Source organism: Nocardiopsis codii (assembly GCF_036327455.1).
GTDB lineage: Bacteria > Actinomycetota > Actinomycetes > Streptosporangiales > Streptosporangiaceae > Nocardiopsis > Nocardiopsis codii.
In genome coordinates, this window is sequence record NZ_JAUZMY010000001.1 from 308542 (window position 1) to 332078 (window position 23537).

General features: G+C 70.0%; 18 protein-coding genes. 7 read left to right on the top strand and 11 right to left on the bottom strand.

Annotation, left to right across the window (positions count from 1 at the left end):
• Nucleotides 1-282: 282 nt before the first annotated feature.
• The 5 genes from Q8791_RS01225 to Q8791_RS01245 all read right to left on the bottom strand — a co-directional run bounded on the left by Q8791_RS01225 (nt 283) and on the right by Q8791_RS01245 (nt 8450).
• On the bottom strand, nt 283-1986 hold the full coding sequence (locus Q8791_RS01225; protein WP_330089667.1) for an ABC transporter family substrate-binding protein: 1704 nt from the start codon (nt 1984-1986) through the stop codon (nt 283-285).
• Between the two features lie 74 nt (nt 1987-2060).
• Entirely contained in the window at nt 2061-4262 is a 2202-nt protein-coding gene (locus Q8791_RS01230; protein ID WP_330089668.1) for an ABC transporter ATP-binding protein, read from the bottom strand.
• A gap of 14 nt (nt 4263-4276) precedes the next feature.
• Complete coding sequence (locus Q8791_RS01235) at nt 4277-5188, bottom strand: ABC transporter permease (protein ID WP_330089669.1); 912 nt, start codon at nt 5186-5188, stop codon at nt 4277-4279.
• Between the two features lie 109 nt (nt 5189-5297).
• The gene (locus Q8791_RS01240; protein ID WP_330089670.1) at nt 5298-6278 is read right to left on the bottom strand and encodes an ABC transporter permease; all 981 of its coding nucleotides are present in this window, start codon (nt 6276-6278) and stop codon (nt 5298-5300) included.
• A gap of 579 nt (nt 6279-6857) precedes the next feature.
• Complete coding sequence (locus tag Q8791_RS01245) at nt 6858-8450, bottom strand: family 2 glycosyl transferase (RefSeq protein ID WP_330089671.1); 1593 nt, start codon at nt 8448-8450, stop codon at nt 6858-6860.
• 687 nt (nt 8451-9137) lie between these two features.
• Between Q8791_RS01245 and Q8791_RS01250 the strand changes: the two genes are divergently transcribed.
• The gene (locus Q8791_RS01250) at nt 9138-9602 is read left to right on the top strand and encodes an ATP-binding protein (protein WP_330089672.1); all 465 of its coding nucleotides are present in this window, start codon (nt 9138-9140) and stop codon (nt 9600-9602) included.
• A gap of 68 nt (nt 9603-9670) precedes the next feature.
• Here the strand turns inward: Q8791_RS01250 and Q8791_RS01255 are convergent, their stop codons facing one another.
• The 3 genes from Q8791_RS01255 to cmtR form a co-directional block, all read right to left on the bottom strand.
• Nucleotides 9671-9841 carry a hypothetical protein gene (locus Q8791_RS01255; RefSeq protein WP_330089673.1) on the bottom strand — a complete coding sequence of 57 codons (171 nt, stop codon included), beginning with the start codon at nt 9839-9841 and terminating at the stop codon, nt 9671-9673.
• Nucleotides 9842-10101: 260 nt separating this feature from the next.
• Nucleotides 10102-13341: an efflux RND transporter permease subunit gene (locus Q8791_RS01260; protein ID WP_330089674.1), complete on the bottom strand. Its 3240-nt coding sequence runs from the start codon at nt 13339-13341 to the stop codon at nt 10102-10104.
• 596 nt (nt 13342-13937) lie between these two features.
• Nucleotides 13938-14276: a Cd(II)/Pb(II)-sensing metalloregulatory transcriptional regulator CmtR gene (gene cmtR / locus Q8791_RS01265; protein ID WP_407941937.1), complete on the bottom strand. Its 339-nt coding sequence runs from the start codon at nt 14274-14276 to the stop codon at nt 13938-13940.
• Nucleotides 14277-14396: 120 nt separating this feature from the next.
• On the opposite strand from cmtR, the gene Q8791_RS01270 reads away from it, so the two are divergent.
• From Q8791_RS01270 to Q8791_RS01290, 5 genes are all read left to right on the top strand, one after another.
• Complete coding sequence (locus tag Q8791_RS01270; protein WP_330089676.1) at nt 14397-15317, top strand: cation diffusion facilitator family transporter; 921 nt, start codon at nt 14397-14399, stop codon at nt 15315-15317.
• Between the two features lie 213 nt (nt 15318-15530).
• The gene (locus Q8791_RS01275) at nt 15531-16928 is read left to right on the top strand and encodes a TrkH family potassium uptake protein (RefSeq protein WP_407941938.1); all 1398 of its coding nucleotides are present in this window, start codon (nt 15531-15533) and stop codon (nt 16926-16928) included.
• A gap of 22 nt (nt 16929-16950) precedes the next feature.
• On the top strand, nt 16951-17622 hold the full coding sequence (locus Q8791_RS01280; RefSeq protein WP_330089677.1) for a potassium channel family protein: 672 nt from the start codon (nt 16951-16953) through the stop codon (nt 17620-17622).
• 89 nt (nt 17623-17711) lie between these two features.
• Nucleotides 17712-18731 (top strand): metal ABC transporter substrate-binding protein, encoded by a 1020-nt coding sequence (locus Q8791_RS01285; RefSeq protein WP_330089678.1) that lies wholly within the window; start codon nt 17712-17714, stop codon nt 18729-18731.
• Nucleotides 18732-19051: 320 nt separating this feature from the next.
• Nucleotides 19052-19285, top strand: a complete 234-nt coding sequence (locus Q8791_RS01290) for a DUF397 domain-containing protein (protein ID WP_267946165.1) — start codon at nt 19052-19054, stop codon at nt 19283-19285.
• Between the two features lie 244 nt (nt 19286-19529).
• Here Q8791_RS01290 and Q8791_RS01295 read toward each other — a convergent pair whose 3' ends face one another.
• The gene (locus Q8791_RS01295) at nt 19530-20366 is read right to left on the bottom strand and encodes a helix-turn-helix domain-containing protein (protein WP_330089679.1); all 837 of its coding nucleotides are present in this window, start codon (nt 20364-20366) and stop codon (nt 19530-19532) included.
• Between the two features lie 310 nt (nt 20367-20676).
• Complete coding sequence (locus tag Q8791_RS01300; RefSeq protein ID WP_330089793.1) at nt 20677-21174, bottom strand: ATP-binding protein; 498 nt, start codon at nt 21172-21174, stop codon at nt 20677-20679.
• A gap of 323 nt (nt 21175-21497) precedes the next feature.
• Between Q8791_RS01300 and Q8791_RS01305 the strand changes: the two genes are divergently transcribed.
• Nucleotides 21498-22256 carry an SDR family oxidoreductase gene (locus tag Q8791_RS01305; RefSeq protein ID WP_330089680.1) on the top strand — a complete coding sequence of 253 codons (759 nt, stop codon included), beginning with the start codon at nt 21498-21500 and terminating at the stop codon, nt 22254-22256.
• A 142-nt stretch (nt 22257-22398) separates the two neighbouring features.
• Here Q8791_RS01305 and Q8791_RS01310 read toward each other — a convergent pair whose 3' ends face one another.
• The gene (locus Q8791_RS01310; RefSeq protein ID WP_330089681.1) at nt 22399-23403 is read right to left on the bottom strand and encodes a serine hydrolase; all 1005 of its coding nucleotides are present in this window, start codon (nt 23401-23403) and stop codon (nt 22399-22401) included.
• Between the last annotated feature and the right edge of the window lie 134 nt (nt 23404-23537).

A 23537-nucleotide genomic window follows, 5' to 3' on the forward strand; every position in this document is an offset into this window, starting at 1 on the left:
CCGTACCCGGGCGTTCCCGACAGGGGCCGCCCGATGCTCGCGATGGTGTCGGGAAGCCGCCGGGACGGTGGCCGGACGGCCGGGGAGAGGGCGCGGGAGGGGGCCGACCGACGAGCCGGGAGACAGGATCGGGATCGGGATCGCAGGCGGTGGCGCCGCGGAGGGAGGGCGGCCGGGGCACGGCGAAGGGCGCCGGCCCCCTCGCGGGGGTCGGCGCCCTGGTGACCGTCGGCGCTCGGAGCAGAGGCTGCTCAGCGCGCCGTGGGCGACGGTGTCAGGAGGCTACTCGGCGATCCAGCCGATGTCCTCGTAGACGTAGTTGCCGGCGACGCCGTAGGCGCCCCAGTTCCGCAGGTTCTCGTCCATGGCGTACTGGCCGGGACGCTCGAACAGCGGAATGGTGAGGACCTCGTCCCAGATCGCGGCGTCGATCTGGTTGGCGATCTCGGCGTAGCGGTCCGGGTCGGTCTCCTGGGCCAGCTCCGCGAAGAGGTCGTTGATCTCCTGGGTGGAGTGGAAGCTGGTGTTGTTGCCCCAGTCCTCGCCCTCCTCGTCGTACGGACCGCCGTAGTTGCCCTCGGAGTCGGTCGGGTACGGGTTGGAACCGGTCAGGACGAAGCTGGCCAGCTCGTAGTTGCCGGGGATGATGTAGTCCGAGAACAGCGCGTTGCCGGGAACGTTCTGGACGTTCACCTCGACGCCGATCTCGGCGAGCATCTCGCGGGCGATGTCGCCCTCGTCCTTGGCCAGCTGCATGTCCTCGGAGGCCACCCAGCCGAGGGTGAGCGTGTCGCCGGCCTCGTTGGTGCGGAACTCGGCGCCGTCCTCGAGGGTCCAGCCGGCCTCGTCGAGCAGCGCGCCCGCGGCCTCGGGGTCGTAGTTGCCGACCGGGTCGCTGTTGTCCTGGTAGCCGTTCTGGCTGGAGCGGAGGAGGCGGTTGACCTCACCGGTGATGGGCCAGTCCACGGCGCCCAGGGCCACCTCGGCCATGGTGTCGCGGTTGATGGCCATGGAGATGGCCTGGCGGACGGTCTTGTCCTGGAGCATCTCGCTGCCGGCGTTCACCGAGATGAACCGGTGGGCGTTGTCGACGGCGCGGGTGAAGTAGGTGCCCTCGCGGTCCTTCAGGAGCTCCCACGCGGCGGCGTCGTAGCCCAGGTAGAAGGCGTCGATCTCACCGTTGTTGAACGCGGTCGCCTGACCGTCGATCGCGACGTTGGTGAAGATGATCTCGTCCAGCATGGCGGGGTCGCCCCACCAGTCCTCGTTCCTCGTCACCGTGATGCGCTGGGTGACGTCGTCGAACTCGGGGTTCGCGAACGGGCCGGCGGTGACGGGGATCTCGCCGTCGTAGCCCTCCACGAACAGCTCCTCGTCCTCCATGTACTCCTTGGGGTACAGGATGTCGAAGAGGGCGGGCCAGTCGGCGTAGGGCGTCGAGAACTCGAGGGTGAACGAGTACTCGTCCTCGCCCTGGACGACCTCTTCGATCCACTTGTAGCCGGTGTCGGAGCCGACCTCGAACTCACCGTCGCGCTCACCCTTGCGGGTGATGACCTGGGCCTCGTAGTCCTCCCAGGTGATGGGCTCACCGTCGGACCAGACCGCGTCCGGGTTCAGGGTGTAGGAGACCTCGAGGCCGTCGTCGCTGACCCCGTACTCGAGGACGTAGTCCTCGTTGGGAGCGAAGCCGCCCTGGTCGTCGAACCGGGTCGGGGTCGGCATGAGGGCGCCCATGACACGGCGCACATCGCCCTTGTTGCCCTGGACGTGCACCATGTTGTGCTGTTCTTCGTACTCGCTGAGGGACCACACGAAGGTGCCGCCCTCCTGCAGGTCCTCGCGCGGTGCCGCGTTGAGGTCGGACGCGGCGAGCGCCGCGACCTCCTCCTGCGCGTCTCCCGGGTCGTCGTCGCTGCCGCAGGCGCTGGCGACCATCACCAGCGCGGCGACGGGGGCGAGGTAACGCGCCTTCCCGATTCGCATGGGGATTCCTCCTATGGGGGTGGTTCTACCAGCGCGCGGGGCGGCGCTGGTCGTGCCTTGTCAGGCCGGGGGGGTCAGACGACCTCACGCCGCTCCGCGTAGTGGCAGGCGGCGCCCTGGTCTCCTCCGTTGATGGCGAGGATCTGCGGTTCGACGTTCACGCACTTCTCCTGGTCCGGCTCGGAGAGGGTGGTGAACTTCTGGCACCTGGTCCGGAACCTGCAACCCGAGGGCGGGTTGGCGGGGCTGGGCAGGTCGCCGTCCAGGACGATGTGGGTACGCGCGCGTTCCTTCTCCGGGTCGGGGATCGGGATGGCGGACAGCAGCGCCTGGGTGTAGGGGTGTGCGGGGCTGGCGTAGACCGACTGGGTGTCGCCGATCTCCACGATCCGGCCCAGGTACATGACGGCCACGCGGTCGGCGATGTGCCGCACCACGGACAGGTCGTGCGCCACGAACAGGTAGGACAGGCCCAGCCTGGCCTGGAGTTCCTCCAGGAGGTTGACGACGCCGGCCTGGATGGACACGTCGAGCGCGGACACGGGCTCGTCGAGGACCAGCAGCTTGGGCTCCAGCGCCAGGGCGCGGGCGATGCCGATGCGCTGGCGCTGGCCGCCGGAGAACTCCGACGGGAAGCGGGTGGCGTGCTCGATGTTGAGGCCGACCAGCTCGATGAGCTCGTAGACGCGGCGGGTGACCTCGGCCGTGCCGGTCCTGTGGGCCCGCAGGGGTTCGGCGATGATGTCGAACACCGGCATGCGGGGGTCCAGGGAGCTCATGGGGTCCTGGAAGACGATCTGCATGTCGCGTCGCAGCGCGAACCGCCCGCTCTTGTTGAGCGCGGCCACGTCGTTGCCCATGACGGTGACGGCGCCGGCCTGGGGCTTCTCCAGGTCCATGATCTGCATGAGGGTGGTGGACTTGCCGCAGCCGGACTCGCCGACGAGGGCGAGGGTCTCGCCCTCGCGGATGTCGAAGTCGATGCCGTCCACGGCGTAGACCGTGCCGACGCGCCGCTTGAACACCATGCCCTTGTTGAGGGCGTGGTGCTTGACCAGCCCCTCCACCCGCAGCATCTCGGGCCGGTCCTCACGGGGAACGTCGGCGACGGGGGCCTCGGGGATCTCGGGCACGGGGTAGATGTCCTGGGCGGTCCAGCCCTTGTCGGCGATCTCGCCGGAGCGGATGCACGCCACGCGCTGGACGCCGGTGTCGAACACCCTGCTCGCGGTCGGGGCCTCCCCGTCGCCGTGGGCGAGGCGGATGGTGTCGGCGCTGGGCTGGGAGCCGATGGCGAGCAGGTCGGGCTCGGCGATCTCGCACTCGGGCTGCGCGATGGGGCAGCGCGGCGCGAAGGGGCAGCCGGGCGGCAGGCTGGACAGTGACGGCGGGGTGCCCTTGATGGGGACGAGGGCGCCCTGGCGGTCCAGGTCCATGCGGGGTACGGCGCCGAGCAGGCCCATCGTGTAGGGCATGCGGCTGTTGTAGTAGATCTCGTCGACGGCGCCGATCTCGACGGGGCGGCCGGCGTACATGACCAGGACGCGGTCGACGAAGCCGGCGACCACGCCGAGGTCGTGGGTGATCATGACGATGGCCGCGCCGGTCTCCCTCTGGGCGGTGCGCAGCAGGTCGAGGATCTGGGCCTGGATGGTGACGTCGAGCGCTGTGGTGGGCTCGTCGCAGATGATGACGTCGGGGTTGTTGGCCATCGCCATGGCGATCATGACGCGCTGGCGCATACCGCCGGAGAACTCGTGCGGGAAGGACCGGTAGCGCTGGGCGGCGTTGGGGATGCCGACGAGGTCGAGGAGTTCGACGGCCCGGTCCCGCGCCTTGGCCTTGGGGGTCCTGGGGTCGTGGACCAGGACGGCCTCGGCGAGCTGGTCACCGACGGTGTAGACCGGGGTGAGGCCGGAGAGCGGGTCCTGGAAGACCATGGAGATGACCTTGCCGCGCTTGGCGGCCATGGCCCGGTCGTCCAGGCCGAGGATCTCCTCCCCGTGCAGCAGGACCGAGCCGGAGATCTTCGCGTGCTCGGGCAGCAGGCCCATGGCGGCCATGGAGGAGACGGACTTGCCGGAGCCGGACTCGCCGACGATGCCCAGCACCTCTCCCCTCCTCACGGCGTAGCTGACGCCGCGGACGGCGTGCACGTCGGGGTTGCCGTTGAACCCCGGGAAGGTGACGGTGAGGTCGGTGACCTCGAGGATCGGGCTGTCCGCGGTCCGCTCGTCGCGGGCGACGTCGGTGGCGGCGACCGTTTCGGTGCTCATGTGTTGCTGTCCCCCTAGGAGCGGCGCGACTTGGACTGAGGGTCGAGGGCGTCGCGCAGCCCGTCCCCGATCATGTTCACCGCGAGCACCAGCACCACCAGCAGGAGCGTGGGGAAGAGGAACATCCACCACGCCGTGGTGGCGAACCGCGACCCGTCGGCGATGACCACGCCGAGGCTGATGTCCGGCGCCTGCACGCCCAGGCCGAAGTAGCTCAGGGCGGTCTCGCCGATGATCGCCGTGCTGACCGCGATCGTGGCGTCCGCGATGAGCAGGGACGACATGTTGGGCAGGATGTGCCGCAGGATGATCTTGTGTGGGGGGACGCCCATGAACCGGGCGGCGTGGATGTACTCGCGTTCGCGCAGGGAGATGGTCAGTCCGCGGACCATCTTGGAGGTGACCATCCAGCTGAACGCGGCCAGCAGGATGACGAGGACCATCCAGCCGCCGTTGCCGACGAAGTGCTTGGACAGGATGGCCAGGACCACGAAGCTGGGCAGGACCAGGGCCAGGTCGGCGACCCACATCAGGCCGCGGTCGGTGAGGCCTCCGAAGTACCCGGCGAAGGAACCGACCAGGGCGGCGACGGCCGTCGAGAGCAGGGCGACGAGCAGACCGATGAGCAGCGACCGCTGGAGTCCCGCGGTGCTCTGGGTGAGGACGTCCTGGCCGGTGCGGTTGGTACCCATCCAGTGCTCGGGCGAGGGCGGGTCGATCAGGGAGGTGTAGTCGCGCTGCCCCACGTCCCAGCCGGTCACGAGCGGTCCGATGAAGGCGATGGCCAGCAGCAGGGCGAGCATGCCGATCCCGACGATGACGCGCCGCGTCTCCAGGAGCTGGCGCCCGACGTCCCTCAGGCGGTTGGGCGCCGGGGGCACGGCCGGTGCCGGTGCGGGCTCCGTGCTCGTTTCGGTCGTACTCATGGCGTGGTCTCCAGCTGGGCAGCCGCGGTGGTGTGCGGGGCGGTCGAGTGGCGGGGCGCTCCGACGTCGGCGCGGGTGTCGCCGGGTGTGGCGCGGAGGTGGGTCACGGTCACACCCGCACCCTCGGGTCGAGCCAGGCGTAGAGGATGTCCGAGAGGAACGACGCGGCCATGACCGTCACCGCCATGAAGAAGGAGACCGCCGCGACCACGTGGACGTCGTGCTGGGAGATCGAGTCGATCAGCCAGGCGCCCATGCCGTGCCAGCCGTAGATCTTCTCGGTGAAGGTCGCGCCGGACACCATGATCCCGAAGGTGAAGGTGAAGTACGTGATCGTGGGGATCAGCGCGGTGCGCAGGGCGTGCTTGAACAGCGCCCGTCTGCGGGTGAGCCCCTTGGCCATGGCCGTGCGCACGAAGTCGGCGTTGAGCACGTCCAGCATCATGTTGCGCTGGTAGCGGGCGAAGGCCGCGAACAGGGAGAGCGCGAGCACGATGGTGGGGAGGAGCGCGTGGTGGATCCGGTTGAGCAGGAGTTCCCACCACTCCCCCCGGAAGCCCGCCGAGTACTCGCCGGAGAAGATCAGCAGCCGGAAGCCGACGAGGTCGTTGATGGCGGTGGCGCCCACCTGCACGCTGATCGCGATGACCACGGTGGGGACCGAGAGCACGAAGAAGGCGACGGCGGTGGAGGCCTTGTCGAAGCGCCGGTACTGCCGGACGGCGGAGTAGGCGCCGACGGCGATGCCGACGGCGGCGCCGAGGATCGTGGCGAACGTGATGAGGCGCAGCGTGACGCCGGCCTTCATCCAGATCTGGGGGGTGACGTCGCGCCCCTGGATGCTCTGCCCGAAGTCGCCCTTGACCACACCGCTGAGCCAGACTCCGTAGCGTTCGGCCAGGGGGGTCTCGTCGTTGAGGTTGAGGGTGTCGAGCTGGGAGTTGATCACCTCGGCCGTGGGCGGAGGCTGCATCTGCTCGAAGTAACCGCGCGGATAGAGGTTGGTGGCCGCGAGCAGGTAGGCGAAACTCGTCGCGAGAAAGATCAGCACGACGTAGTTCAGCAGCCGCCTGGCCAGGAACTTGCCCAAAACTATCTCCGAACCTCACAGCCGAGCCCGGCGCTTGTCTCGTGTGCGCGGTCGTGACGGAGAGCACCGACGATCACGGAGCGCACTGAGCGGTGGGGTGCCACCGTTAAGCCTTCGCGAACTCGTGACCACCGGTGGGGGTAACTCCCGGTGACTACCAAAACACAATTCCATCCGATTCACGATCCGTGACCGGAATGTCAAGAGTCTGCGGGAGCACTAGACACTCGACGGTAACCACTCCATCAAGAAAAGACAACGGTGCCCATTTGACCACCCGGATGCATCCGATTTGTCAATCTTTACACACACAGCGGCGACACCACTCCCCTCAGTCATCATCATCGACCCTGACCTGCACAAACGGAAACCGGGCGACCGGCGAGGACCCCCCGACCCCACCCCAGAACTGGACATAACGACACAAACGCGCCATCAAACATCAATAGTCAGTAACGCACACGAAACACTGATCCCACCAGCTGCGGTCGAGCACAGCACTCCCGTGCGAACCGCCTCCGCACTCACAAAGCACGCTGATCGGTCGAATACGGGATCACTCACCCTGGGTAGTGGATGTTAACGACGGCTAACGATGACGAGTGCTCCGCGCTGAACTCCGGTCACCGCCGACCTCTCGGGAGTGCCCCCCGAGGGCGCGGTCCCGGCCACCGCCACAGGCCGCGGTCGCGGCACCAGTGGCGCGGCGGACAGAGCCCTCGCCATCCCCCACCAGGTGCCCAGCGAACGGGCTGCGTCACCCGCCACCCCCAGGACGGTCCAGGTCACAGGCCCCGCGAGGGACGCCCCCCTCCCCCGCCGCCACGCCGCCAGGTGCGGCAGGACCAGGGCCGCCCCGGCGGCCGCCGCGATCCGGCCCGCCCTGCGCGAACCCGGCGTACGCCGGGAAGCCGCCGGCCCCCGCCCCCCGGCCGCGACCCCGGCCACCGCGGCGGTGACGGCCACCGGCCACCACCCGGTTCGCGCGGCACGCGCGCCCGCCCGGGCGGTGCGCGCCAGATCGAGCCCCGTCAGTCTCAGCGCCTCCGGCAGCGGCGCACGCGCCCGGCCGGACACCTCTTCCGCGACCACCGCCCCGCCCAGCGCGCCGACCAGCAGCGCCGCACCGGGTCGGCCGGACGCCGCCAGGACCAGGACAGCCGCCCCGGCCCAGGAGAGTTCGGGGCCGCTGGCCCACCCCCCGTAGCGGCGCGCCAGCGGTCCGGCGACCGCGCCGGAGGTGAAGCACGCGCGCAGGTAGGCCCCCATGTCGGTGGTGGGGGGCATCCGGACACGGGACCTGGGCTCGTAGCGCACCGACCACCCGTCCCCGGCGAGGCGCCACAGCAGGTCGAGTACGGCGGCCGGGCCCAGGCCGGGATCGAGGTCGGCGACGGAGCGGCGCACGACCAGGACCGGGACGGGCCTCAGCGGGTCGTCGGAGCCGGAAGCACCGGCACACGCCTGGTCGGGAGTCCCGTGGCCCCAGGGGAGGACGGGCCCGGGGTCGGCGCCGCGGTCCGGGCCCGCGCCGTGGTCCGCGACGGCCGCCACCGACCTGCGCAGGTGGCCGAGGAAGCGCGGGCGTTCGGTGAGCACGCGGGGCACCACCGCCGCCACCAGGGGGTCGGCGAAGTGTCCCAGGGCGGTGTCCAGCCAACCGGCGGCGGGGCGCGCCCCCGACTCGACCAGGGCGACGAACTCCGCGGAACAGGCCCGCAGTGCCACCGCCCGGGCCTCCGCGCCCCCGGACGGGCCGGGGACGACGCGGGCACCGCGCCGGCGCGCGGTCCAGGCGCAGGCCCCGGTGGCGCCGACCACCACCGGGCGCAGGTCCGGATGGAACTCGGCGAGGTGGTCGAGAGTGGTGCCCAGTGCGGTGGGCCCGGCCTGACCGACGACCGCCACGTCGGCGGTACGTCCGGGCGCGAGGGGCAGGGGGCGGGGGTGGGCGAGTCCGGACCGGATCAGGTCTCGGGCGAGCAGGCCCTCGGCCGCTCCCGCGGGCACCGCGCCGCTCAACCAGCGGATCAGGGCGCTCACCTGCCCCGGAGCGAGGCGGACGGCCCGCGGCGGGCACCCGCCGAGGAGGAGGTGCCCCTCGTCCGCGAGGCGTACTGAGCGGTCGATCTCGATACCGAGGCCGGGGGGCAGCGGGGAGCGGGAGGCCATGCCTCATACCTTGTCGGGTCGGACATGGCGTACGCAAGACTGCGGGAAGCACCAGAATCGGGGGGACTTAACCCAATCGTTACCAAAACCCGCAAGTCCCATGAGTCACGAATCCCCGCCGTTATCCGCCCCCGGCCCTCCGCACCATCGGGCGGGAGCCCCTCTTTGGGCAGCTCAGTCGGGGTTATCCTGACCAAGCCAGGTCGGCTGGGTTTCCAGGGAGGCACAGAGCGTATGCTGAGCGCGAATACGCCCTTCAGTGTCGTAGGGCACATCCGATACCAGACATGAGCATGCAGCACGGCCCGCCCCAGGCCCCACCACCGTCCCTCGGGAAGCCCAGCGGCTTCTCCCCCACCGCCTGCCGCCTCCCTTGCACAGTTGTGGCGCAGTACCGCTTCCCTCCCTGCTCCAGGGGGCTTCGCCCTGCGCGTCCGCTCCGCGCCGTGACCCGCCCACGCGGGCACGGACGCCTCGAGGACCCGGCACTCCGTTGCCATGCCCGCCGCGAACACACGTCATCGGGGAGCGAACCCAATGTGTGAGCCCGCAGCATCCCAGAGCCCCCTCGGACCACTCGTCGCGCGTCACGCGCACGGCCCCGCCCACAGGGCCCTCCCCCCGTCGCCGGACGCGCTCCCGCACCCGGCCCCTCTGCCCAGTCCCTTACACAGTCCGGCGAGTCTTATGGAAGACGAGATACCGCACAGCACCGACACCGCCCGCAGGCCCGCGAGGCGGCGGTTCCCGGGGTTGCCGAGCCAGATCGCGTACGCGAGGAGGTTCGTCGCCCGACAGCTGGCCGCCTCACCGGAACTCACCACGGCGACACTGTTGACCAGTGAACTCGCCACGAACGCCATCACGCACAGCGCCTCGGGCCGGGCGACCGGCAAGTTCGAGGTCAGCGTCCACCTCGCCCCCGGCTGGGCGCGGGTGGAGGTACGGGACCTGGGGAACGTGGAGGAGGCGCCGCAACCCCAGCACCGGGACCCCTATGACACGGCCGAGCACGGCCGGGGCCTGGACCTGGTCGAGGCGCTGTCCAGCAAGTGGGGCACCGAGCCCCGCGCCGACGGGATGGGACGCAGGGTCTGGTTCGAGCTGGTGTGGGACTGCGGCGCCGGCCCCGCGGACGCGGCCCCGGCGTAGGGCCGCCGGCGGGCGGCCCGTTCCGGACACCGCCGTCCGCTCGGGGCCCGCGGGTGTGGGAGCCCCCGTCACTCCTCCGTCCGGGCCTCTACCGCCCCCTGCGTACCACCGTCCTCGGTGGGCGCGGGCAGCCGGTAGCGCTCGTAGAGTTCGCGCGCGTAGTCCTTGGCCTCCTGTGAGGGTTCCTGGCCCAGCTCGTCACGGACCAGGTCGTCGAGGCTCTTGTTCGTTTCTGTCATGTGTCGCAGCCTGCCTGTAGTGCGCGGATTGCACAAATCGCCGCTCCGGTGACGGAGCGGAGCCGCGCGGGGCCGCCCCCGGCCCCGCCCGCCGCCCCGAGCCGGGCGCGGAACCGGCCGGCCCCGGCCCCGAACGGGTGCGGCACCGCGGCCGGGCGAGGTCCGCCCAGCTCACAGCGGAGGAGGGCGGTCCGCGGAAACGGCGAGGGACACCCCGCGCGACGCGCGAAGTGCCCCCTGGAGCAGGTGGAACCGGTGGGCTAGGAGCCGACCCGCTCCTCGGTCCGCTCGGCACCGGACGCGTCGCCGTCGGACGTGCCGTCCCCGGCCGCCCGCTTCCGGGCGGCGCGGTCGCGGCGCCGTTCGGCGCGCTGGGCGCTCCGTGCGGCGCGGCGCTGCTTGGACCACTCCACCAGCTGGTAGAGGACCGGGACCAGGACCAGTGTCAGCACGGTCGAGGTCAGCAGGCCGCCGATCACCACGATCGCCAGCGGCGCGGAGATGAACGCCCCGCCGCCGGTGACCCCCAGGGCCATCGGGGTCAGTGCCGCGATGGTGGCGAGCGCCGTCATGAGGATCGGCCGCAGACGGTGGCGGGCACCCTCCACGATCGCCTCGCTGAGCGGCATCCCGTTGTTCTGGTTCTGGTTGATCAGGTCCATCAGGACGATGGCGTTGGTGATGACCACACCGATGAGCATCAGCATGCCGACCATGCCGGCGATCCCCAGCGGGTTGCCGGTGATCAGGAGCAGGCCCAGCGAGCCGGTGACCGCGAACGGGATCGAGATCAGCAGCATGAGCGGCTGGAGCAGGCTCTTGAAGGTCGCGACCATGATCAGGTAGCAGATCACGACCGCGGCGAGCATCGCCAGCATCATCGAGGCGAAGCCCTCGGACTGGTCCTGGCTGACGCCGCCCAGGGTCGCCGTGGCGCCCTCCGGCAGGTCGAGCCCGTCGAGTGCCTCGGTGATGGAGGCGCTCACCGCGCCCAGGTCGGAGGCTGTGACGCTCGCCGACACGGTGGCGCTGGTGATGCCGTCGATCCGGGTGAGCTCCGGCTGCTGGAGCACCTCCTCGACCGTGGCCACGTCGGACAGCGGGACCGCCCCGGTCGCGCCCATGACGGGCAGGTCCTCCAGGTCGGCCACGGTCTGCGGGGCCTCGTCGAAGCGGACCACCAGGTCGCGACGGGTGTCGTCGAGGGTGACCGTTCCGACGTTCTGGCCGTTGAAGGCCGCGGTGACCTGCTGGCCGACCGCCGCCTCGGTGAGACCGACCGCCGCGGCGTCCTCGCCGTCGACGCTGACCTCCAGCGAGGACTGCTCGGCGGCGACGCTGTTGGTGATGTCGGCCGTGCCGTCGATGGCGCTCAGCTCGTCCTCGACGATGCCGGTGGCCTCGGAGAGGACCTCCTGGTCGTCCGCGCTGACCTGCACCTCGATGCCGGACCCCCCCATGGCTCCCATGCTGCTCAGGATGGGCTCGTGCTCGGTGTCCAGGTTCTCGAGGGTGTCGCGGAGCACTTCGCGGTTGCGGGCCTGGTCGGTGTCGGGGTCGGCGGTGACCGTGTAGTCGATCTGGCTGCTTCCGCCGCCGCCCATCATCCCGGCCATGCCGCCGCCGCCGACGTTGGTCTGGTACGAGTCCACCCACGCGAACCCGGCCAGGGCCTCCTCGACCTTGACGGCCTCGGTGTCGGCCTCCTCCAGGGACGTGCCCGGGGGGAGCTCCTGGACGATCGCGTAGGAGTTCTCCTCGGACTGGCCCATCCAGTCGGTTTCGAGGTTGGTGGCCATGAAGACGGTGCCCGCGAAGATGACGAGCGAGGCGAACACGGTCGTGATCGTCGCGGTCCTGCGCTTGGTGGTGATCCAGCGGATGACCGGCAGGTAGGCGCGCTGGAGGACGCCCTTGCGCTCGCGCTCGTTCTCCTCGCGCTCGATCTGCTCCTGGGTGGCGTCCCCGATGTCCTTGGGGCGCATGAACCAGTAGCAGAGCACCGGGATGAGGGTGATGGACACGACCAGCGAGGCGGCCAGGGCCAGGCTGGCGGTGACCGCGAACGGCATGAAGAGCTCGCCGACCATGCCGCCGACGAAGGCCAGCGGCAGGAACACGGCGATGGTGGCGAGGGTGGAGGAGACCACGGCGGCGGCGACCTCGCGCACACCGGTCCTGACGGCCTCCATCCGCTCCTTGCCGTAGTCGAGGTGCCTGCGGATGTTCTCCAGCACCACGATGGAGTCGTCGACCACGCGCCCGATGGAGATGGTGATGGCGGCGAGGGTCAGCATGTTGAGGCTGAAGCCGAACGCCTGCATCCCCAGGAACCCGATCAGGACCGACACCGGGATGGACACCGCGGTGACCAGGGTGGAGCGGATCGACAGGAGGAAGACGAGGATGACGACGACGGCGGCGGCCAGGCCCATGCCGCCCTCCTCGACCATCGCGAGGATGGACTCGTTGATGTAGGGGGCCTGGTCGAAGACCACGCTGATGTCGATGTTGGAGCCGAGGACGTCGGCCTGGTCGTCGAGGACCTGCTGGACGCCCTCGGACACCTCGACGGTGTTGCCGTCGGGCGTCGCCATGACCATGATGCCGATGCTCGGGTCGCCGTTGACGCGGGCCAGGGAGGTGGCCTCGTCCTGGACGAGTTCGACGTCGGCGATCTCGGAGATCTGGACCGGGCCGGGCGGGGCCGCGGGGGGCGCGCCGGGCGCGGCGGCGGACATGTCGCCGGCCGCGGCCGAGGGCTGGACCCAGACGTCCTCGATCTGCTCGACGGAGGTGAACTGCTCGCCGGTGGTCACGCTCAGGGTGCGGCCGTCGGCGTCGATGTCACCGCCCGGCTGGAGCAGGCCGCTGGACTGGAGCGCCTGGGTGAGGTCCTGGGCGGACAGCCCGGCGGACGCGAGTTCGTCCGCGTCCGGGCTGATGACGACGTCGGACCCGACGGCGCCGGTGACCATCGCAGAGCGCACGCCCGGGATGGACTCGATCTCGGGGACGAGGTGGGTCTCCAGGGGCTCGACCATGGACTGGTCGTCGCCGTCCTCGGCGCCCGCCGCGAGCATCATGACCGGCATCATGTCCGTGCTGAACGACATGACGCTGGTGCTGACGTCCTCGGGAAGCATCCCGGAGATCTGGTCGACCGCGATCTGCGTCTGGCGGACCAGGTCGTCCTGGTCGGAGCCGTAGTCGAACTCGACCGTGACCTGGGAGGATCCGGTGCTGGAGGTGGAGGTGACCGTGGTGGCGCCCGCCACGCCCTGGACGGCCTGTTCCAGGGGCTCGGTGACCTGGTTCTCCACGACCTGGGGCGAGGCGCCCTGGTAGGTGCCGGAGACCATCACCATCGGGAGGGACATCTCCGGGAACAGCTCCCGCTTGGCCGACACGGCCGCGAGGACACCGAAGAAGAGGACGGCCAGGGTGACGAGCAGGACCAGCGCCCGGTTCTTGAGCGACATGACCGCGAGGCGGTTCATACCGTGGCCCCTTCCGAGCGGCTGGCGGCGGTCCCTGCCGGGGGACGGCCCGTACCACGGGCCGTTGTGGCCGATCTGGACATGAGAGGTTTTCGCTCCTAGTTCGCTGCGGACCACGGGAGCAGGCCGTGGTGTGGTCGTCGGGCGCTTTCCGGCGACCGTCGGGCGGGCACGCCGTCACTGCGGCCTGGTGACCGGTCCTCGAACGTGTGGTGATGGTGGGGACGCAGGTTGTCCGTCCGCCGTGTGCGGCACAGAGGGAGCATCCGACTGGCGCACGATTCAGAATACGTCGCGTTATATCGGAAGCTCGGCCAACTCCGCCCGGTTCAGGGGACTCTCAGGGGTGCGTCAACCTTCTGTCGGGGTCAAGCCCTGACCAAAGTTAGGGTCACCCGCCGTAAGTCGGAGTTTCCAGGGGTGAGGTGGGCCTTCTGCCGACCGGAAGTGGACGCGCCCTGTAACGGGCATCACAGAGATCCATTCCGGCCCACCGAAACGAGGAGCCGCAGCCCCGGTCGTGGCGCCTCTCGGAAAACGGCCTGTGGACAACCGGGAGAGCCGGTCCGTCCGGGGCATCCTGAAGGAGTGGGGGATCAGCCCACCCGCTGCTCCTCCAGGGGCTCGTGCGGCTGGGCGGTCCCCCACACCACGCGCAGGAGGTCCTCCAGCGCGTGCGCCAGGGACTCGTCCACCAGCTCGTAGCTGACCTGGCGGCCGCGCGCCTGGGTGTGCACCAGTCCGCAGTCGCGGAGGCACGCGAGGTGGTTGGAGACGTTCTGCCGGGTGAGCCCGAGCTGTTCGGCCAGCGCGGCCGGGTAGTTCGGACCTTCGAGGAGGGCCAGGAGGAGGCGGGACCGGGTCGGGTCGGACAGTGCACGTCCGAGCCGGTGGATGGCGGACAGGCGCTGCTCGGAGGTCAACATGAAAACCATTGTACATAGCTTGCTGTATAGACAGCCTTGGCTGTATAAACAGTGATGGCTGAACTGTCGGTGCCATCGCCCAGGGCAGCCGAGCGCACGGTGTGACGACGCGGAACCAAGGAGGCGCCCATGGGAGCGGGACACGGGCACGGACACGGACACGGGATCACCGCAGGTGCGGCCAACAGCGGACGGCTCGCACTGGTCCTCGCGATGATGCTCACCGTCGCCGTGGTCCAGGTCGCGGGCGCCGCGTACAGCGATAGCCTGGCGCTGCTCGCCGACGCCGGGCACACCGTCACCGACTCCTTCGGCGTCGCCCTCGCCCTGGCCGCCGTCTGGATCGCCGCCCGTCCCGCCACCAGCAAACGCACCTTCGGGTACCAGCGCGCCGAGATCCTCGCCGCCGCGGTCAACGCACTGGTGCTGTTCCTGCTCTGCGGGTTCATCGTGATGGAGGCGGTCGACCGCCTGCGGTCCCCCTCCGAGGTGTCGGGGCCCGGCATGGTCGCCGTCGCCGCGTTCGGCCTGGTCGCCAACATCGCCGCACTGTTCGTCCTGCGTTCGGGCGCCAAGGAGAGCCTCAACGTCAAGGGCGCCTACCTGGAGGTCATGAGCGACGCCCTCGCCTCCGTCGGTGTCATCGTCGGCGGCATCGTGGTCTGGACGACCGGCTGGGGCCAGGTCGACACACTCGTGTCCCTCGGGATCGCCGCGATCATCGTGCCCCGAGCCTGGGCCCTGCTCCGCGAGGCCGTGCACATCCTGCTGGAGGCCACGCCCAAGGGCATGGACCTCAAGGAGGTGCGCGACCACCTCCTGGGGCACCCCGCCGTCCTGGACGTCCACGACCTGCACGCCTGGACCATCACCTCCGGGGTGCCCGTGATGTCGGCGCACGTGGTGGTCGCCGAGGAGCACCTCCGGGACAGCGGACGGATGCTGGACGAGCTGCGCGCCTGCCTGACCGGCCACTTCGATGTCGAGCACTCCACCCTGCAACTCGAACCGCCGGGCCACGCCGACCACGAGGGCGGCAGACACCCCTGACCGGGCTCCCGCCGGGCGCTCCGGCCGGAAGGCCTCCGTTCCCCTCCGATACGGGCAGTCGGCGTGACCGAGCCCGCAACCTTTGACAGAATCGTTCGCGCTTCGTCGAAGGAGGAGAAATCCGGTGGAATCCACACACGACTCCGGGCTGCGCACCCGGTGAGCGAACGCCCCCGCCCACGCGGAGGCAGCCTCGGCGCACTGGTCCGTAGGGTGCTCCCCCACCCCCGGTCACCGAAGTCCCGCCTCCGTCCGCGCCTGGCATGGCGCCCCTCACGCGAACTCCTCGCCTGGCGCAAACCCGCCCGCGTCTTCCTCCTCGTCTTCCTCTCCGTCGACCTGGTCGGCACCGGCCTGCTGATGACCCCGCTCGCCACCCCCGGGAGCGAGGGGCTGGGGTTCGTCCCCGCGCTGTTCACGGCCACCTCCGCCCTGGCCGTGTGCGGGCTCGGCGTGATCTCCGTCGGCCACGACCTCAACCTCTTCGGACAGATCGTCGTACTCGTCCTGATGCAGGTCGGCGGCATCGGGATCATGACCCTGGCGTCCGTGCTCGGCACGGCCATGATCCACCGCTTCCGGCTGCGGACCCAGCTCAACGTCCAGGCCGAGACGCGGAGCCTGTGGATCGGGGACGTGTCCGGCGTCGTCGGACGCGTCGCCGTCGTCTTCCTGGTCCTCCAGGGCCTGACGTTCCTGCTCATCGCCCCGCGGATGTGGCTGGGCTACGACATGACCCTGGGCGAGGCCTCCTACTCCGGCCTGTTCCACTCGATCTCGGCGTTCAACAACGCCGGCATCTCCCTGTACGACGACAGCCTGACCCGATTCTCCGGGGACCCGTTCATCCTGCTGCCGGTGGCCTTCGCCGTGATCCTCGGCGGCCTCGGACTGCCCGTCCTGCTCGAACTGCGCCGCAACCTCGGCGAACCCCGCAAGTGGAGCCTGCACTCCAAGATCACCATCACGACCACGGCCATCCTCTTCCTGGGGAGCTTCCCGCTCATCACCGCGATGGAGTGGGGCAACCCCGCGACGCTCGGCGCGATGCACTGGACGGACAAGCTCACCGACGGCTTCTTCCACAGCGTGATGCCGCGCAGCGGGGGGCTGAACGTCGTACCGGTCGGTGACATGCAGGACTCCACGCTCCTGCTGACGATCATGCTCATGTTCGTCGGCAACGGCAGCGCCGGAACGGCGGGCGGCATCAAGGTCGCGACCCTCGCCGTGATCTTCCTCGTGGTGCTGGCGGAGATCCGCGCGCACGACAAGGTGCACGTCTTCGACCGCCAGCTCCCGCCCGGGGTGATCCGCCAGTCCCTGAGCCTGGTGTTCCTGTCCGCGACGGTCGTCGCCTTCAGCGCGCTGCTGCTCATGCAGGCGACCCCCTTCCACTTCCTCCCGGTGCTGTTCGAGGTGGTCTCCGCCTTCGGTGTGGTGGGGCTCTCCACAGGCATCACCCCCGACCTGCCCCAGTGGGCCCAGTGCCTGCTCGTGGCGCTCATGGTCGCCGGGCGCATCGGCCCCATCACGGTCGCGACCGCCCTGGCCTTCCGCGACCGCCGCCGGCGCTACGATCTCGCCGAGGCCAGGCCGATCATCGGTTGAGCCGCACAGACAGGAGTCATCGGTGCCACACCGCAACAGGAACGACGACAAGAGCGTGCTGGTCATCGGCCTCGGCCGGTTCGGCAGCTCCCTCGCGCTCGAGCTGGTCAACCGCGGCTGGGACGTGCTCGGCGTCGACTCCAACCCGCGCCTGGTCCAGACCTACGCCGACGCCCTCACCCACACGGTGATCGCCGACGCCACGGACGAGGAGGCACTGCGCCAGGTCGGCGCGGGCAACTTCAACCGGGCGGTGGTGGCCATCGGCACCCACCTGGAGGAGAGCATCCTGGCCACCTCGCAACTGGTGGACATGGGGGTGTCGACCATCTGGGCGAAGGCGACGAGCCGCCGGCACGGCCGCATCCTGGAGCAGGTGGGCGCCCACCACGTGGTGCTGCCCGAGCACGACATGGGCGAGCGGGTGGCCCACCTGCTGTCCGGGCAGATGCTCGACTACGTGGAACTGGAGGAGGGGTTCTCCCTCGGCAAGACCAGGGCCCCCAAGGAACTGCTGGGCAGGTCGCTGCGCGAGACGGGTGTGCGGCAGGAGTACGGGATCACCGTGGTCTCGATCAAGCGCATGGGTGAGGAGTTCACGTACGCGACCCAGGAGACGGTGCTGAACAAGGGGGACGTGATCGTGGTCGCGGGCCGGACCGACGACGTCGAGCGGTTCTCGGAGATCGTGTAGCCCCGCGACACAGGGCTTCCGACATTCAGGAGACATCCTCCACAACCGGACAAATTGACAACCGTTTTCATTATCCCGATGATTGACCCATGCGAACAGGGACAACCGTGCGGGCCGCCGCCCTCGGCGCCGCGACACTCATGATGATCACCGCCTGCGGAAGCGGCGACGGCGGCACGGACGACCCCGGTGTCTCCCCCGCCGACGCCGACCTGACCGTGGTCACCGGCGTCTACCCGCTGGAGTGGCTGGCCAGGGAGATCGGCGGAGACCGGGTGGCCGTCACCCAGCTGACCGACCCCGGCACCGAACCGCACGACCTGGAGCTCACCGGCCGCCAGGTCGGCGAGGTCAGCGAGGCCGACATCGCCTTCTACGTCGAGGGCCTCCAGCCCGCCGTGGACGACGCGATCGCACAGGAGGCGGCCGACAGCGCCCTCGACGTGGGCGACGTCGTGCACCTGCGGGCCGCCGGCGAGGCGGACGCGGACCACGGGGACGACGGGCACGGCCACGAGGAGGACGGGCACAGCCACGAGGAGGACGGGGAGGAGGGCCACGCGGACGAGGAGGAACACGACCACGGCGAGCACGACCCCCACTTCTGGCTGGACGTGGAGCTGATGGCGGAGACCGCCCGCGCACTCGGTGACCGCATGAGCGAGGTCAACCCCGAGGGGGCCGACACCTACGAGCAGGGTGTCGAGTCCGTGACGGCGGAGCTGGAGGCGATCGGCCAGGAGTACGAGGAGGGCCTGGCCTCCTGCGAGCACCACGACGTCGTCGTCGGGCACACCGCGTTCACGTACCTGACCGAGGCCTACGGCCTGGAGCAGGTCGGCGTCAGCGGGGTGGACCCCGACACCGAGCCCTCCCCCTCGCAGATCGCCGCGATCACCGACATCGTGCGGGAGCGAGACATCACCACGGTCTTCACCGAGCCGCTCATGCCCCCCGCGACGGCCGAGACGATCGCCGCCGAGACCGGCGCCGAGGTGAGGGTGCTCGACCCCTTGGAGGGCGTCACCGACGACTCCCCCGGCGACGACTACCCGTCGATCATGCGGGGCAACCTGGCCGCGCTGACCACCGCCCTGGGCTGCTCCTGACCCCGGGCGTCTGACACGGGCTCCGCTCCGGTCGACCCCCCTCCCCGCGGGCCCCACCCCTCCGGTCTACGCCGGACCGGTGGGGCCCGCGTCTGTGCGCCTCCCCCGCCGAACGGCTTCGCGCCCCGTTCGCACCCTTTGCCCGACTCCGAAAACAGCCCTCCGGCACTCGGGTTACACCGCGCTTACATAGAGCCAAAGCCCCGGACAAGTGGCGAGGGTCACGCTATGCTTGGGACTTGTCGGTGCCGATGCACGTGCATTTGGCGGTGCATCGGCACGGACGTTCCCCTCGCAGATCCGAAGGAGCACAGCACAGCATGACCGCACACAACGGCATCACCGCGACCGAGCTGACCGACGTCGCCTGGCAGAAGGCCAAGCGCAGCAACTCCCAGGGCGCCTGCGTCGAGATGGCCCGCCTCAGCGATGGCTCGATCGCCGTGCGCAACTCCCGGTTCCCGTCCGGCCCCGCGCTGGTCTACACCCAGGAGGAGATCGACTGCATGATCCTGGGCGCCAAGGACGGCGACTTCGACAACCTGCTCAGCTAGCACCCGGCCCCGCCGACCGCACCGTCGGGGGTTTCGGAGCACCCGGAGGAGTTCCGCCGCGCGGCGCCCCTCCGCACTCGCCGACCCGGATGCCACGCCCTCACCCGGGTCGACAGAGGGAACGGACAGAAGGGCCCTGTCCAGTGGACAGGGCCCTTCAACATCTCGAAAGGCCCGACTCAGCGGGCCTTGCGTTCTTCTTCCGCCACCATCGATCCGCCCCTCCGCGGTCGACGGCGAACGGCTACTTGAGGTCTTCCAGGATCTCCTTGAGCATGTCCAGCGTCTCGTCCGGGGTGGCCGCGGCCACGCTCAGCCGGGTCATCGCCTTGGTGTAGGCCTCCACCACGTTGCGGCGGTCGATGAGCTCGCCGTCGTGGAGCTGTTCCAGGTACACCATGTCCGCGAGCTCGAACTCCGAGTACCGCAGCAGGGTGAAGGACCCCGCCTCGGCCGCGTGGGCGCCCACGGAGAAGGGGATGATCTGGAGCGTGATGTTGTCGTGGCAGCTGCTCAGGTGGATCAGGTGCTCGATCTGGCGGCGCATGATCTCCGGGCCGCGGCTGATGACACCGATGGGCCGGCGCACCGCCGCCTCGTCGAGGATCACCCACATGCGCATGTTCGTGTCGTTCTCGACGCGCTTCTGTCTGCGCAGTCTCGCCTCGATGCGCTGCTCGGTGACCATGTCGGTCTCCACACCGCCGGAGATGATCTCCCGCGCGTACTCCTCCGTCTGGAGCAGCCCCGGTACAAACTGGGACTCGTAGATGCGGATGTGGTCCGCGGCCTCCTCGAAGCCCACATAGCGGATGAACCACTTGTGGAGCGAGTCGCCGTACTCCTTCCACCACCCGGGCTTGTTGGATTCGCGGGCGACTTCGAGTAATTCCTTGATCGTCTTACGGTCGGAGACCCCGTACATCTTGAGGAGGTCCTCGATATCGCGCAGCTTGAAACCGACCCGGCCGAGTTCCATCCGGCTGATCTTCGACGCGGAGGCCCGAATCCGGTTCCCCGCGTCCTCGCGGGTGATACCCCGCTGTTCGCGACGCTTACGAAGCTCGTGCCCTAGTAGCATGCGACGCACGGTGGGGCCGCTCCCCTTGCGCAATCGAGCGATATCCACGTTCGCCGCCTCTCTGTCATTCCCCGCACAAGGGTATCCGGGGTGGCGGGACACCTTTGCCTTGAGGTCAAGACACTACATGTACACGATATAGCCGAAGCGCCCCCGCACCCGGGTACTCCGCCGACGATCCCTCCGACGGCCCCGGAGGAGACCGCCGCCCGCCACCGCCGTGGGCGGCGGGTCGCACGACCGGAGCCCCCGACGGGTCGAAGGGCTCCCCGGGGCGGAGCCGGTCCGTCGCGGGACCCCTCCGACCGGATCACGCGAATTGCGCCCAAACGAACTTTCCACCGGGGGGCGTGGGAATCACGCCCCACTCTCGCGCGAAAGCACTGACCAGGGCAAGTCCGCGCCCGCCCTCCACGGTCAGATCCACTTCCCTTCTCCGGGGGTGCCGATCGCCGCCGTCACGGACGGCGCAGATGAATTCGCTGCCGCTGCGCATGAGCGAGAGCTGAATACCGCCCTCGCTCTGCCTGGTCAAGGGTAGGGGCCCGCCGTGGCGGACCGCATTCGTGACCAATTCGGAAACGACCACCGCGACATCATCCGACAAGTGCTGCATCTCCCATTCGTGGAGAAGCGCCTCGGAAATCTCACGTGCGGCGGCCACCGCGCGCGGCCTCGGCGCGAAGCTCCACGTGACCGCGTCGTGCCTGTCGCCGCAGACCGGGGTGTTCCAGCGCCGGGAACCGTGCGTCAGGACCTTGAGCCACCATCCGCCGGCAGGCTCCGCCACCGCCTCCGCACACTCCATGCCTTCCACTTCCTCCCTGACGCACCGTGGCACGCAGCGACGACACGTCCCGAAAACCGCCGTGATCCCGCGGGGAAACCTTCGGGCCCGTGCCGCTGCACGTCTCGTATGCACGTGCATCTCGGTCCTGGTGGCAATCGTAGGCCAAGCCCCGACAAAGTGCAGGGAAACCGGGGGACCAACTTCACCGGATCGCGCCTCCTCCGCGGAACGCGCCACTGACCTCGCCGGAAGGCCACCGCCGACACCCGCCCACTTACCGACCGGTAGGGATGTGGATAGGATTCTGTCGCGCCCACCACGTGAATTCTGGAGGTAACACCATGTCCCCAACGCCTCGTGTGGCCATCGTGACCGGAGCGGCCCGTGGGATCGGCGCCGCCACTGCTGAGCGCCTGGCGCGCGAAGGCCGGGCCGTCGCCGTCCTGGACCTGAAGGAGTCCGACGCCCAGGAGGTCGTGGACCGGATCACCGCGGAGGGGGGCACCGCCCTCGCCGTCGGCTGCGACGTGTCCGACGCCGACCAGGTGGACGCCGCCGTCGCGGCCGTCGCCGAACGCCTCGGCCCGCCCGCGATCCTGGTGAACAACGCGGGGGTCCTCCGCGACAACCTCCTGTTCAAGATGTCGGCGGACGACTGGGACACCGTGATGAACGTGCACCTGCGGGGCTCGTTCCTGGTGAGCAAGGCCGCCCAGGCCCACATGACCGCGAACGGCTGGGGCCGCATCGTCAACCTGTCCAGCTCCTCCGCGCTGGGCAACCGGGGCCAGGCCAACTACGCCGCCGCCAAGGCCGGTCTCCAGGGGTTCACCAAGACCCTCGCGATCGAGCTGGGCAAGTTCGGCGTGACGTGCAACGCCGTCGCCCCCGGGTTCATCGAGACCGCCATGACCCGGGCCACCGCCGAGCGCATCGGCGTCAAGTACGAGGACATGAAGGCGTTCAAGGAGGCCGAGATCCCGGTCCGCCGGGTGGGCGTCCCCGAGGACATCGCGAACACGGTCGCGTTCCTCACCGGGGAGGAGGCCGGGTTCGTGTCCGGTCAGGTCATCTACGTGGCCGGCGGCCCGCTGGACTAGACCGTGCGCCGGGAGCCTCCGTCCCACGGCGGCCCCCGGCACTGTGAGCCCCGCCCGGCACCGTCCGGTCGGGGCTCGCGTGTGCCCGGGCCCGGATCCCCTGGCCGCTGACGGGGGCCGGGGTGGCCCGCGGTGGGCGGGGTCAGCGGGCGATGTCCTCGACGTCCGCGGGGACGCCGCCGCCGACGCCGCGCGCGTCCTCCATGGCCTCCGTGACCGTCCCGCACACCTCCTCCACGAGTGCCACGCCCGTGGCGTAGTCGTGGTGGCCGTCGGACAGGACCGCGATGAGGTACTCGTGGCCGGGGCCGCTCACGTAGCCGACGGTGTTGATGGTCCACAGGCCGCCGTTGCCCTCGCGGGGCGTCCAGCCGTTCTTGAGGCCGACGGTGTCCCCCGGGTCGGCGGAGGCCGAGACCCCCCAGGCCTGTTCGGGTGCGACCGACTCCATCAGCCCGCGGACGTACGCGCGGCTCTCCGCCGAGAGGGGGCCCTCGTCGACGTACAGGACCCGCAGCAGCCTCATCTGGTCGGCGGCGGTGGTCATCGTGGCTCCCCACACCCCGTGAGGGTCGGGGTCGGTGTTGGTGAACCCGAGGGTCCGGACTCCGCCGGCGAACCCGTCGGTGAAGCCGATGCCGGCGTAGAGGCCGTCGGTGACCTCGTTGTCGCTGTAGCGGATCATCTCCTCCACCCGCGCCTCCTCGGAGGCGGTGAGCTGACGCCCCTCCTCCTCCGCGCGCAGGAGCAGCAGGGTGAGGATCGTCAGCTTGGACACGCTCGCGGTCGGGAACTGCTCGTGTGCGTCGTGGCTGAAGGTGGCTCCGGTGCGCAGGTCCTGGACGGCGACCGCGAAGTCCGCGGGGTGCTCGTCGGCCAGGGCCCCGATCCGCGCGGAGAGGTCGTCGCGCTGGGCGGGGCTGAGGGTCTCGCCTCCGGTGGCGGGCCCGGTCAGGGGCGCGTAGGGCACCAGGGGGAGGGCGCTGTCCGCGAGGAGGGCGCGGACCAGGGCGGGGTCCGGCGCGGAGAGTCCTCCGGCGGCCAGGGTGGCGCCGGGGACGGCGAGGGCCGTGAGTGCGACGAGGGAGATCGCCGTCGTGGCGGCGGACCAGGTTCGGATGATGTCGGCGGGGGGACGCCGGGGCACGCTATCACCGGTTCGTTGGCGCGGCAGGGGGACTGTGCCGTAATTATCCACCCGCGTGCCCCATCGGCGACGATCCGATATCCAATCGGTACCACATGCTCACGTCTCGTCATGTGTCCGTGGCATGCGCTTCG